Origin of the sequence: Pseudoduganella flava (genome assembly GCF_007830495.1) — a bacterium.
In the GTDB taxonomy this organism is placed as follows: domain Bacteria; phylum Pseudomonadota; class Gammaproteobacteria; order Burkholderiales; family Burkholderiaceae_D; genus Rugamonas; species Rugamonas flava.
Genome location: NZ_VLKW01000011.1, coordinates 78865 through 91186 on the forward strand (window position 1 = coordinate 78865; position 12322 = coordinate 91186).

Genomic DNA, 12322 nt, shown 5'->3' on the forward strand with positions numbered 1-12322 from the left:
CGCTCAATGCCGGCGCGGGTTGTCGGGCCGGTCGTCGTGGCGGTTCGGCACGCCGTCGTTGTCCCGGTCGCGGTCGTAGCGGTTGGGGACTCCATCGTTGTCGCGATCCCGGTCGTACCGATTCGGCACGCCGTCATGGTCGCGGTCGCCCCGGCGCCATTCGCCGCGGGTGAACTGCCAGCGGCCGTCGCGCTCCTGCCAGGCCGGCGCGCTCCAGTGGTAGCCGGCGCGGGCCCGCACGTAATGGCCGCCGACCCAGACGTAACGGTGGCCGTTCCAGTTCCAGTAGCCCGGCGCCCACACGTAGCCGTGGCGCGGGGGCGGCATCGCTTCGTGGCGCGGCGCCGGGGGCGCGGTGCGGACGACGATCACGGCCGTGCCGGCAGTGGCGGGCAGGGTGGCGGCGCCGAGGGAACCGGCAAGCATCGTGGCAATCAGCAGTCGTTTCATGGTGTGCTCCTTTGTTGGTACGGTTCCATTATTGGCTGCGAGTTGTAACGGCAATATTCCCCACTCGTTTTTCTCTGTAAGCAATTGTTTCGTTGCCTTCAAGGAAACTGCACGGTACTATCTTGCGATTACTACCATGGAGGAACCGAATGCCGCTGCGTCCCGTTGCCCTTGCCCTGTCCCTGATCGCCGCGTCCACGTCGGCTGCGCTGGCGCAGACCGCGCCGATGGCGCCGGACATCCCGTCGAAGTTCACGACGCCCGTGGCGGCGGCCGATTACGTCAAGCGGGTCGTCGAGATCCCGATGCGCGACGGCGTCAAGCTGCACACGGTGATCGTGGTGCCGAAGGGAGCGAAGAACGCGCCGATCCTGCTGACGCGCACGCCGTACAATGCGAACGGCCGGGCCAGCCGGAGCACGAGCCCGCGCATGCTGTCGATCCTGCCGCAGGGCGACGAAACCTATGTCGCGGAAGGCTACATCCGCGTGTTCCAGGACGTGCGCGGCAAGTACGGCTCGGAAGGCGACTACGTGATGACGCGCCCGCTGCGCGGCCCGCTGAACAACACAAAGACGGACCACGCCACCGATGCGTGGGACACGATCGAGTGGCTGGTGAAGAACGTGGCGGAATCGAACGGCAAGGTGGGCATGCTCGGTTCGTCGTACGAAGGCTTCACCGTGCTGATGGCGCTGGCCGACCCGCACCCGGCGCTGAAAGTGGCCGTGCCGATGAGCCCCATGGTGGACGGCTGGCGCGGCGACGACTGGTTCCACAACGGCGCGTTCCGCATCCCGACCTTGCCGTACATCGCCAGCCAGACGACGGTACGCGGCCGCGGCGAGCCGCTGGCGACGGGCGTCTACGACGACTACGAAGGCATCCTGCGCGCCGGCTCCGTCGCGTCGTATGCGCAGCAGTTCGGCCTGGACAAGCTCAATTTCACGAAGAAGCTGTTCGAACATCCCGCCTACGACAGCTACTGGCAGCACCAGGCGCTGGACAAGGTGCTTGGCGCACGCAAGCTGAAGGTGCCGACGATGACGGTGGTGGGGCAGTGGGACCAGGAAGACATCTACGGCGCCTACGCGCTGTACGAGGCGCTGGAACCGCAGGACAAGGACAACAAGCTCAATTACCTCGTCGTGGGACCATGGCGGCACAGCGGCGTCAATTACGAAGGTTCGTCGCTGGGCGCGCTGAAGTTCACCGGCGACACGGCACTGGAATTCCGGCGCGACGTGCTGACGCCGTTCCTGAACCAGTACCTGAAGGATGGCGCACCGGTGGCCGACACGCCGCCCGTGCTGTCGTATGAAACGGGCACGAACCGCTGGCGCCACCTGCAGCGCTGGCCGCTGGCGTGCGCGTCCGGCTGCCCGTCGCCGGTCAAGCCGGTGTACCTGCAGGACGGCTTCAAGCTGTCGTTCGACGGCGCCGCCGCGGCGGGCAACGCGTACGACGAATACGTCTCCGACCCGGCCAAGCCCGTACCGTTCGTGCCGCGCCCGGTGCGGATGAACGATGCGGAAGTGTGGAAGCCGTGGCTCGTGAGCGACCAGCGCTTCGTGTCGGACCGGCCGGACGTGCTGACGTACGTCTCCGAACCATTGAAGGCGCCGCTGCATCTGGCCGGCGCACCGGTCGTCAACCTGTTCGCGTCGACGTCGGGCACGGATGCGGACTGGGTGGTGAAGGTGATCGACGTCTACCCGGACGAAGTGCCGTCGCAGCCGGAACTGGGCGGCTACCAGCTGCCGCTGTCGATGGACATCTTCCGGGGCCGGTATCGCAACAGCCTGGAAAAGCCGGAACCGGCGACGGCCGACAAACCGGAACGCTACCGCTTCGCGCTGCCGAATGTGAATCACGTGATCGCCCCGGGCCACCGCCTGATGGTGCAGATCCAGTCCAGCTGGTTCCCGCTGTACGACCGCAACCCGCAGCGCTACGTGCCGAACATCTTCCTCGCGCAGCCGGGCGACTACATCAAGGCGACGCAGCGGGTGTACCACGCGGCGGGGATGCAGAGCGCGATCGAGTTGCCGATCGTGGAGGCGGGGCGGCAGTAATCCAACGGATCAGCTCGTGTCCACCGTGGGGTCAACCCCGTTTTCGGACACGAGCTGAGCAGTAATGTTGCAGAGCTCGTGTCCGTTTTCGGGGTTGACCCCAAGGTGGACACAGGCTCGGCAGTAGCGGCTACTGCGCGCTGACGTAGCGCCCCTCGCGCGCCCCCGGCGCTTGCGCCAGCAGGTTGCGCATCTCACGGGCCTCCTCGAGGGGCGTGCGGCCGAAGAAGCGTTTGAATTCGCGGGAGAATTGCGACGAGCTTTCGTAGCCCACCCGGCCGCTTGCGGTGGCGGCGGTCAGCCCGTCCTGCACCATCAGCAGGCGCGCCTTGTGCAGCCGCGTCGTTTTCAGGTACTGGATCGGCGACGTCATCGTCACCGCCTTGAAGCTGGCGTGGAACGCGGCGGGGCTCATGCCCGCTTCCTGCGCCAGGGTGGCGACGTCGATCTGGCGGTGGTAGTCCATGTGGATGCGGCGCAGCGCCTTGCCGATCTTGCCGAACTGGCTCTGGTGCGCCAGCGCGGCGCGCAGCGCGCCACCTTGTTCGCCCGTCAGCACGCGGAACAGGATCTCGCGCAGGATGCCGGGGCCCAGCAGGCGCGTCTCGACCTGGCAGGTCAGCGCCTGCAGCAGCCGCAGTACCGCGTCGCCCAGCGCGTCGTCCAGCTTCGACGCCATGATGCCGCGCGGCGCTGCCGGCGGTGCGATGCCGCTCTGCGCTTCATCGACGGCCAGCGCCAGTTCCGCCGCCAGTTGCAGGTCGATCGGGATCGAGATCGCCAGCAGCGGCTCGGCCGGCGTCGCGCGCAGCGTTTCGCCTTCGAACGGCAGCGGCACGGACAGCACGAGGAATTGCTGCGAGTGGTAGTCGAACGCCTGGTCGCCCAGGTAGCCGCGCTTGTGCCCCTGGCAGACGATCACGATGCATGGTTCGTACAGCACCTTGCCGCGCGGCCGTACGGCATTGGCGCGCATGAACTTCACGCCGGGCAGCCCGCACAGCGTGTAACCCTCGTTGGGCGCCAGCACGGCCATCAGCCGCACCATGCGTCCCTGGCGTTCGGTTTCCGTCATCGTCATCCTCCTTCCATCCCACCTTCATCCCATTACGGCAGCGATTATGCCGCCATTCGCGCGTAAATAGGTCAGCCGTGGAGGATCAGGCAATGATTTGAAAATATTGCGCAACCCGCGCCGCGCGCGAGGCCCTACACTGCGATGCACTGCAACATAACTCGTGGAGGAGCGGCAGATGGTACAGCAGAAAATCGTCCTGGTCACTGGCGCCACCGGCGCCATCGGCGCGGCCGCCGCGCGTAAGCTGGCTGCCGCCGGCTGCCACGTGGTGCTCGGGGCACGGGGTGTTGCCAGGCTGGCGGCGCTGGCCGCGTCGATCCGCGCCGCCGGCGGCAGCGTCGAATACCGCGCCGTCGACGTGACGGATCCGGACGACGCGCAAGCCTTCGCGCTGGCGGCGTACCACCGCCTCGGCCGCATCGACGTGCTGGTCAACGCGGCCATCCTGACACCGCAGGCGCGCCTCGATACGCTGAAGCTGGGCGAATGGGACCGGATGCTGGACGTGAACGTGCGCGGCGCGTTGTACATGATCGCCGCCGTGCAGCCGCTGATGCGCATTGCGGGAACGGGGCAGGTAGTGAACCTGGCGGGCGAGACGGGCCTGCAGGACGCCGCTGTACTGGGCGCCACGCATGCCGCCGTGCGCGCGCTGTCGGACAGCTTGCGGCAGGAGGAAAAGCACCTGCGCGTCACCGTCCTGTGCCCGTCGTGCGGGGCGGACGCGGTGGCCCGCGCGATCGTCTGCGCCGTGCGCGCGCCCGATTACGCGGCCGCCGTGCGCCGGCCGCTGCGCCAGGCGCGCCGGCTTACATGGGCCGGTGATGGACGCGGAACCAATGCCGCGCCACCAGGATCGCGATCACCTGCATCGACGCGCTGACGAAGAACGTGACGCCGATGCGCCAGTCCGTCGGTGCCAGGTGGCTGACCTTCGCCAGCAGGAAGCCGCCCAGCAGCGGCATCACGACGACGCCGAAGCTGTTGATCGACTGCAGTGAGCCCATCAATTCGCCCTGTTCGGTGGGCGGCGTCGCCTTCGAGATGATGCCCTGCAGCGCCGGGCCGGCAGCGAACGCCAGCAGGTTGCACAGGATGAGCACATACATCATCCAGCCGTGCGTGGCCAGGCCGTACAGCAGGTAGGTGAGGGCGCCCGAACCGAGGCCCAGCAGCGACAGCCGCACCTCGCCGAAGCGCTTGATGAACACGCCCAGGAGGCCCGCCTGCACGACCACCGCCGCGACGCCCACGCAGAACAGCGCAATGCCGTTTTCCGTCGTCGTCCAGTTGAAGCGGAACGTGGTGTACAGCACCCACGTCGTGTGCAGCATCATCTGCGCCAGCGCCACCAGCGTGAACACGACGACGAGGCCGCGCACGTCGGCGCGGCCCCACAGCTTGATCAGACCCGCCAGCGGGTTCACCTTCTGCAGGCGGAAGCTGCCGCGCTGCGCGGCCGGCAGCGACTCGGGCAGGAAGAACCAGCCGTACACGAAGTTCGCCGCGGACAGCCCGGCCGCCACGTAGAACGGCAGGTGCAGGTCGATCCCGCCCAGCACGCCGCCCAGCACGGGGCCGGCGATAAAGCCCATGCCGAACGCGGCACCGATCTTGCCGAAGCTCTTGGCCCGGTTCTCCGGCGTGGAGATGTCGGATGCGAAGGCCGAGGCCACCGACATGCTGGCCGACGACAGCCCGCCGATCACGCGGCCCAGCACCAGCCAGGCAAGATTCGGCGCCAGCGCCGTGACGAGGAAGTTCAGCGCCATGCCGCCCATCGAATACAGCAGCACGGGGCGGCGGCCGACGCGGTCGCTGATCGCGCCCAGCATCGGCATGAACACGAACTGCATCAGGCCGAAGACGGCGGACAGGATGCCGTACCACTGCGCCTGCTCGTCGCGGCCGGGCAGGAATTCGCCCACCAGCACGGGAAGCACGGGGATGATCAGGCCAACGCCCAGCATGTCGATGAACACGCACAGCAGCACGAAGTTCAGGTTGACGGGGCGGGTCGCGACGGCGGGGGATGAAGCGGAATCGTTCATGGCTTGACGGCGGCCGCGGCCACCTCGGTATCGTTCAGCACGAACACCAGCCGGCCGTGCATGGCGCGGCTGATGCGGTTCATGGCGGGCCGCAGCGCCTGGTATTCCTGCGGCGTGCACCAGCCGCGCGGATTGCTGGCGCGGGCCCGGCGCAGCAGGTGATAGCGGGTGCCGTCGCGCGTGTACGTCGCGTCGTACGCGAGCCCTTCCTGCCGGATCGACAGGTTCTTCGGCACATACAGCACCTGCATCGCGGCGGGCAGTTCGATCGTCATCGTGTCCTCGACGGCGAACGGTTCGCAGCGCGTGTCGTACTGCCGCTCGCGCTCCGTGAAGCGGCCCGCGAAGCCGGCCAGCGGCACCGGGCCGTTCACGCCGGGCAGGAACGACAGCACGCCCGCTTCCGGCTGGCTCACGTAGTTGCGGATGCGTTCCGTGAAGCGCACGGCCAGCACGTCGGCGCGGGCCTGCGGCAGCACGTCCAGGCTGCCGTCGCCTTCGTAGCCGTTGGCCGCCATCGTCCGGCGCACCCAGTCTGCCGCGCCGCCCGGGCCCACGCTGTCGAGGAACTGGCGCACCGACACGGCGCTGCGGCCATGGCCGACCACTTCCGTGACGCGCTCGGCGGAACCGTCCAGCGCCACCTTCAACGTCACGCGGCGCTCGACCCGGAAGCTGTCCGGATCGGGCAGCGGCGTGCGGCGCAGCGCGGAGCGCAGCCGCGTGGCCAGCACGGGTTTGCCCGCGTCGCCGTCCGGCAGCAGGCCGAACGGCATCGAACCTTCCGTCGAATCGAGGTAGATGTCGAGTGCCGGCAGGTAGCTGATCGCATGGTCGAACCACATCACGGGAATGTCCGGCAGCGTGTAGTTTTCCTGGTCCGCGCGCAGCAGCACCGGCGAGGCCTCGATGCCGCGCGCGGCCAGCAGCGCTTCGAGCAGCGCCACGTGGTCCTTGCAGTCGCCATAGCGGCGCTCCAGCACGGTGGCCGCGTCGTTCGGCACCCAGCCGCCGTCGCCCACGTAGCTGGCCACGTAGCGGATGTTCGTGCGCACCCAGTCGTACAGCAAGCGTGCCTGCTCGCGCGGTTCCCCCGCCTGGCCGGCGACCTCGCTGGCCAGCGCGCGGATCGCCAGTGTCACCGCGGCCTTCGGCGCGGCGCCCCGTTCATAGGCGTCGGCGATCGCCTGCCAGCTGGCGAACGTGGACAGCATCAGGTAGGGCGTGCGCCGCCAGCTGTTGGCGGCGTTCGGCTCCGGCAGGCCCGTGTCGCGGCTGTGGTATTGCCAGCGCAGCACGCGTTCGCCGCTAACGCTGCTTTCCTCCTTCTGCAGCAGCCCGTTGGCCGCTACCTTCACGTCCAGCGCGCGCGGGTGACGCACGGTGATCGCGCTGTCGTCGCGGATCATGTCGCCCTGCAGGAACATCACGTGCGACATCCCGCCCGGCAGGTCCGGCACCTTCTGCACGAGGCGGTAGCGGATGCGGATCGCATCGCCCGCGGCCAGCTTCGGGAACGTCACCTGCAGCAGCCGCTTGTCCGGGAACGACACGCCGCCCAGCATGCCGTCCTGCACCTGGATGCCGGACGGGTCGACCGGCACCGGCTCGCCGCTGGCGGGAATCGTCTCGGCGGCCAGCAGTTCCAGCGTTTGCCGGCGCGCGTCCCAGTTCACGTATTGCTGGCCCAGCGTTTCGGCGCCGGCCGTATCGATCGCGCGCCACGTGTAGTCGACGGTCTGGTCGACCGTGTGGTCGGCGCGGATCACGATCTCGGTGCGTTCGCGCAGCGCCCGCACATGGCCCTCGCCGGCCGCCCGCGCATCCCCCATCGCCAGCAGCACGAGCAATATCGGCAGCACGAGCAATATCGGCAGCACGAGCAACTTCGGCAGGGCGGGCAGCAGCGGGCGGGCCGGCGTGAACGTCATCGTAGCGTGTCCGGCACAGCCCATTCGGCCACGAACAGGTCGCGAAACGCCGTCAGCGCGGCCAGCCTTTGTTCGCCGAGCCGGCGCCCGGCCTCCGTCTGCATCGTGCCGGGCAAGGTCGCCAGCTTGACGGCGATGTGGTCGAGCGAATAGGCCTTGTCGTCGAGCGGGCGGTCCACGCCGGCCGGATCGGTGGGGTGGGCCAGGCCCGACCCCATCCGCCCGGCCGTATAGAACATGCGCGCCAGGCCGACGGCGCCCAGCGCGTCGAGCCGGTCGGCGTCCTGCACGATCTTTGCCTCGATCGTCGTGGGCACGAGCCCGGCCGAAAAACTGTGGGTTTCGATCGCGTGCGCCACGCCCGGCAGCAGCCCGGCCGGGAAGCCCGCCTCGGCCAGCTCGCGCACGGCCTGCGCCGCCGCGTGGCGCGAGGCGAGGTGGCGTTCCGGGTGGTTCTTCGGCAGGTTGACGATGTCGTGCAGGTAGCACGCGGCGAGCACCACGAGGGCGTCCGCTTCCGGATGGTCGCGCAGCAGTTCGGCGGCATTGCGCCAGACGCGGTGCAGGTGATTGGTGTCGTGGGCGCCATCGTCTCCCGGGATGGCGGCCGCGATGGCGGCCAGCTTGGGTTGCCAGCTGGTCAGCGGCGTCGTTGTTGTCGTCATGTTGTTTACTTACGGTGTACCGCCCATTGTGCCACGAATGCGACGGATTCGCTGTAAGAACGGCAATACTTTGTACGTCTGGATGTTGCTTTGCAGAATTTTAGATGCCAAAAAACTTGGCCTGCGGTAACATTCGGCATCGTCAGACGGCGCTTCGCCGTACGCTCAATAAGGAAAATCATGACTGATAACGCCAGCAACGCGAATCCCGCCGAATACCTTGCCTTCACGTTGGGCAAAGAGGAATACGGCATCGACATCCAGAAGGTCAGCGAGATCCGCAATTATGAAACGCCGACCCGCATCGCCAACGCGCCGGAGTTCGTCAAAGGCGTGATCAACCTGCGCGGCCTGATCGTGCCGATCGTCGACATGCGCATTCGCTTCGCGCTGGGCACGCCGGAATACGGCCCGTTCACCGTCGTCATCATCCTCAACATCGGCAACCGCACCGTCGGCATGGTCGTCGACGCCGTGTCGGACGTCACCACGCTGACGCCGGAGCAGATCAAGGCGGCGCCGGACATGGGCTCCACGCTGAACACCGAATACATCGTCGGCCTGGGCACGATCGACGAACGGATGCTGATCCTGGTGGACATCGACCGCCTGATGTCCAGCGAAGAGATGGGCCTCATCGAGAAGATGGCCGCCTGACATAACTGGAACTACCGCAATGAACATGCTGCGCAACCTCGCCATCGGCAAACGCCTCGCGCTCGGCTTTGCCATCACCATCGCACTGGCGATCATGATCGCCGTGATCGCCCTGTGGCGCCTGAACGACGTGGCGCAAGCCACCCAGGCCATGATGGCTTCGCCGCTGGCGAAAGAGCGCATGATCAGCGACTGGTATAGCAAGATCGACAGCGCGATCCGCCGCACGACGGCGATCGCCAAGTCGAGCGACCTGTCGCTGGCCGCGTATTTCGCGGCGGAGGGCAAGCAGTCGACCGCGATCTCGGCCGAGCTGCAGAAGAAGATCGAGGCGCTGCTCGTCACGGACGAGGAGAAGGCGCAGTTCGAGAAGATCATGGCGCAGCGTAAGGTGTACCTCGCCTCGCGCGACCAGGTGGCCAAGCTGAAAGGCGCGGGCCAGCTGGACGAAGCGGCAAAAGTGTTCGAGACCGTGTACGTGCCCGGTGCGGCGACCTACCAGGGCCTGATCCAGGACCTGCTGAAGATGGAGCGCGCCAGCATCGACGCCACCGGCACCGAGATCGAAGCGATCAACGCGAAGAGCCGCCAGATCGTCATCACGCTGGCCGTGCTGGTGCTCGTGCTGGGCACCGCCAGTGCATGGTGGCTGACGGTGGGCATCACGCAGCCGTTGCACGTGGCGGTGGACGCGGCGACCCGCGTCGCATCCGGCGACCTGACCGGCCACATCGAAGCGAAAGGCAACGACGAGACGGGCAAGCTGCTGCGTGCGCTGGGCGACATGAACCAGGCGCTGTACAACATCGTTACCGAAGTGCGCAGCGGCACCGAAAGCATCAAGGTCGCATCGACCGAGATCGCGGCGGGCAACCACGACCTGTCGTCGCGCACCGAGGAGCAGGCCAGCGCGCTGGAGGAAACCGCGTCGTCGATGGAAGAACTGACGTCGACGGTGCGCACCAACGCGGACAACGCCCGCCAGGCCAACCAGATGGCCGCTGCCGCCGCATCGGCCGCCGCGAAGGGCGGCGACGTGGTGCAGCAGGTGGTGGGCCGGATGAATTCGATCGATGCGTCGTCGAAGAAGATCGTCGACATCATCGGCACGATCGACGGCATCGCGTTCCAGACCAACATCCTCGCGTTGAACGCGGCCGTCGAGGCGGCGCGCGCGGGCGAGCAGGGACGGGGCTTCGCCGTCGTCGCGGGCGAAGTGCGCAGCCTGGCGCAGCGCAGCGCGGCCGCCGCGAAGGAAATCAAGGAGCTCATCGGCGCTTCCGTGTCGGAAGTGGCCGAAGGCAGCCGGCTGGTGACTGAGGCCGGCAGCACGATGGAGGAAATCGTGGCCAGCGTGCGGCGCGTCAGTGACGTCATCGGCGAGATCACGGCCGCCAGCGTCGAACAGAGCGCCGGCATCGAGGAAGTGAACCAGGCGATCGTGCAGATGGACGCGGTGACGCAGCAGAACGCCGCGCTGGTCGAGGAATCCGCCGCGGCGGCCGAATCGATGCAGCAGCAGGCGGCCAGCCTCGCGGAGGTGGTCAGCGTGTTCCGTACGGGTGAGGTGGTGCGGCCTGTCGCAGCTGCGGCACCGCGGCCGGCGGTCCGTAAGCCGGCGCCGGCGATGGCGGTGGCTGTGCGCAAGCCTGCCGCGCGGGCGGCAGCGCCAACGGCGAATACGGAGTGGGAAGAGTTCTGACGCCGTGTGCGGTATGATCGAGAGACCCGGCCGTGTGCCGGGTCTTTTTTTTGTTCTTTCGCGGGGTTTGTGGACAGCCGCGTTTTTTACAAATGCGATTTCAAAAATGTTTCGCGCGCGGTGCCGTCGTGTTGGCGTTTGCGCTGCCGTGCACCACGTTCGCAGGTCCGCCATCCCCGCCGGCCCCCCCGGAACCCGGCGCCACCCTCGAGCAAGTGCACGCGCTGGCCGAGCAATATTATGACGCGACGCCGCGTTCGCGCCCGAACGCCTACCAGCGCGCGAGAGAGACAGCGCCGACCTGCTCGACGCCGCGCTATCCGTAAGCCGGCATCCGCAACGAGCTGATGGGAACAACCGAACTGACGTTCAATTACGGGCCGGATGGGAAAGCGGTCAACATCCGCTTGCGCAAAAGCTCGGGTTACGCGGTGCTGGACGAGGCGGCATTTGAAGCGCTCGCCCTGTGCGTTTTCAGGCCGGACTCCACGGACACCCAGTCCGTCTCGTACCGCTTTCATATGCAGTAAAGGCGGTCAGCGGACCGGCATCTTTGATGCGGGTGCCAACGCCCGCTGCGACAACGCATCCGCCTCCTGATTCCGATGCCGCGGCAGCCAGCGCACATGCACGCTGCCCAGTTGCGCCATCAGCGCATGCACGCGGGCGCGGTGCGCTTCCAGGCCCTTCGCGCCGGGCACCCCGGCCAGCAGCACGTCCTGCACGACGGCCTGGCTGTCGCCATACACCAGCAGTTCGGAAGCCTGCGCTTGCACAGCCGCTTCCAGCAGCGCGATCAGCGCCAGGTATTCGGCGTCTCCGCTGGTGCCGTGGCCGGCGCCGCGGCTGATTTCGATGCGTTCGCCGGCAGGGCCGAGCAGCAAGGCGCCGATGCCGATGCGGCCCGGGTTCGGCGTGGCGGAGCCGTCGAACCACGCGCGCCAGCCGGACGCGGACTGCGGCACGTGGCGGCGGGCGAGTTTTTCCGCGGCGGCGCGGGCTTGCGCCAGGGCGCGGGGTGTGACGGTGTTCAAATGCGGCTCATCGGCTGAAACTGGCGAGCGCGCATTGTACCGTCACCGTCAGCGGCGGTACGGGTTCTCCGGCCGGCGGTCGTAGCGGTTCGGCACGCCGTCACCGTCGCGATCGCGGTCGTAGCGGTTCGGGATGCCGTCGTGGTCCTGGTCACGCCGGCCGCCGCCGTGGCCGTAGTAGGCGTGGCCGCGGTCTTGCCAGCCGCGGTCGCGGTTGTAATGGTTCGGATCGCGGTCGGCCCAGTTCGGGCGGCCGTCGCCGTCGCGGTCGCGGTCATAGCGATTCGGGATACCGTCGTGATCCAGGTCGCCGCGCGGGCCGTAGCGGTTCCAGCGCGGCCCTTCGTAGCGCCAGCGGCCGCCGTACTCGACCCAGCGCGGTGCCGCGTACGCATAACCCGGCCGCTCGGCCACCCAGCCGCCGCCCACCCACACGTGGCGGTAGCCGTCCCAGCCCCAGTAACCCGGCGCCCACACATAGCCCATGCGCGGCGGCGGTACCGCTTCCCAGCGCGGCGGCGGGGGCGGGGTGCCGATGACGATATCGACCCCGACCTGCGCCTGGGCTGGCGCCAGCGCGGCCGAGCCGAGCACGATGGCGGTGGCGATGAAGGCAGTCCTGATCATGATTTCTCTCTCCGTTGTGTAGGCAGGGAGCGGTGCCGCCCCCGATTGAGGC

The 12322-nt window shown here is 67.9% G+C and carries 12 protein-coding genes; 5 read left to right on the forward strand and 7 right to left on the reverse strand.

Annotation, left to right across the window (positions count from 1 at the left end):
* Positions 1-3: 3 nt before the first annotated feature.
* On the reverse strand, positions 4-450 hold the full coding sequence (locus IP92_RS23735) for a YXWGXW repeat-containing protein (RefSeq protein ID WP_145879918.1): 447 nt from the start codon (positions 448-450) through the stop codon (positions 4-6).
* A gap of 149 nt (positions 451-599) precedes the next feature.
* Here IP92_RS23735 and IP92_RS23740 point away from each other — a divergent pair, with 149 nt between their 5' ends.
* On the forward strand, positions 600-2525 hold the full coding sequence (locus IP92_RS23740; protein ID WP_145879920.1) for a CocE/NonD family hydrolase: 1926 nt from the start codon (positions 600-602) through the stop codon (positions 2523-2525).
* Positions 2526-2655: 130 nt separating this feature from the next.
* Here the strand turns inward: IP92_RS23740 and IP92_RS23745 are convergent, their stop codons facing one another.
* Positions 2656-3606 carry an AraC family transcriptional regulator gene (locus IP92_RS23745; RefSeq protein ID WP_371860967.1) on the reverse strand — a complete coding sequence of 317 codons (951 nt, stop codon included), beginning with the start codon at positions 3604-3606 and terminating at the stop codon, positions 2656-2658.
* 172 nt (positions 3607-3778) lie between these two features.
* Here IP92_RS23745 and IP92_RS23750 point away from each other — a divergent pair, with 172 nt between their 5' ends.
* Positions 3779-4486, forward strand: coding sequence for an SDR family oxidoreductase (locus IP92_RS23750; protein WP_145879924.1), 708 nt, complete (start codon positions 3779-3781; stop codon positions 4484-4486).
* Here IP92_RS23750 and IP92_RS23755 read toward each other — a convergent pair.
* The 3 genes from IP92_RS23755 to IP92_RS23765 are packed head-to-tail and all read right to left on the reverse strand — an operon-like array spanning position 4413 to position 8250.
* Complete coding sequence (locus IP92_RS23755) at positions 4413-5654, reverse strand: MFS transporter (RefSeq protein ID WP_145879927.1); 1242 nt, start codon at positions 5652-5654, stop codon at positions 4413-4415. The genes IP92_RS23750 and IP92_RS23755 overlap by 74 nt on opposite strands.
* Positions 5651-7585 (reverse strand): DUF3857 domain-containing transglutaminase family protein, encoded by a 1935-nt coding sequence (locus IP92_RS23760; protein ID WP_158206859.1) that lies wholly within the window; start codon positions 7583-7585, stop codon positions 5651-5653. Before IP92_RS23760 ends, IP92_RS23755 begins: the two co-directional genes overlap by 4 nt.
* Positions 7582-8250 carry an HD domain-containing protein gene (locus IP92_RS23765; RefSeq protein ID WP_145879931.1) on the reverse strand — a complete coding sequence of 223 codons (669 nt, stop codon included), beginning with the start codon at positions 8248-8250 and terminating at the stop codon, positions 7582-7584. Before IP92_RS23765 ends, IP92_RS23760 begins: the two co-directional genes overlap by 4 nt.
* 180 nt (positions 8251-8430) lie before the next feature.
* On the opposite strand from IP92_RS23765, the gene IP92_RS23770 reads away from it, so the two are divergent.
* The 3 genes from IP92_RS23770 to IP92_RS23780 all read left to right on the forward strand — a co-directional run bounded on the left by IP92_RS23770 (position 8431) and on the right by IP92_RS23780 (position 11139).
* On the forward strand, positions 8431-8907 hold the full coding sequence (locus IP92_RS23770) for a chemotaxis protein CheW (protein WP_145879934.1): 477 nt from the start codon (positions 8431-8433) through the stop codon (positions 8905-8907).
* 19 nt (positions 8908-8926) lie between these two features.
* Positions 8927-10609 carry a methyl-accepting chemotaxis protein gene (locus tag IP92_RS23775; protein ID WP_145879936.1) on the forward strand — a complete coding sequence of 561 codons (1683 nt, stop codon included), beginning with the start codon at positions 8927-8929 and terminating at the stop codon, positions 10607-10609.
* A gap of 347 nt (positions 10610-10956) precedes the next feature.
* Positions 10957-11139 carry an energy transducer TonB gene (locus IP92_RS23780; RefSeq protein WP_145879937.1) on the forward strand — a complete coding sequence of 61 codons (183 nt, stop codon included), beginning with the start codon at positions 10957-10959 and terminating at the stop codon, positions 11137-11139.
* Between the two features lie 6 nt (positions 11140-11145).
* Here the strand turns inward: IP92_RS23780 and IP92_RS23785 are convergent, their stop codons facing one another.
* Positions 11146-11643: a ribonuclease HI family protein gene (locus IP92_RS23785; RefSeq protein WP_145879940.1), complete on the reverse strand. Its 498-nt coding sequence runs from the start codon at positions 11641-11643 to the stop codon at positions 11146-11148.
* 48 nt (positions 11644-11691) lie between these two features.
* A complete protein-coding gene (locus IP92_RS23790; RefSeq protein ID WP_145879942.1) occupies positions 11692-12270 on the reverse strand; it encodes a YXWGXW repeat-containing protein in 579 nt (192 codons plus the stop codon).
* Positions 12271-12322 lie beyond the last annotated feature (52 nt).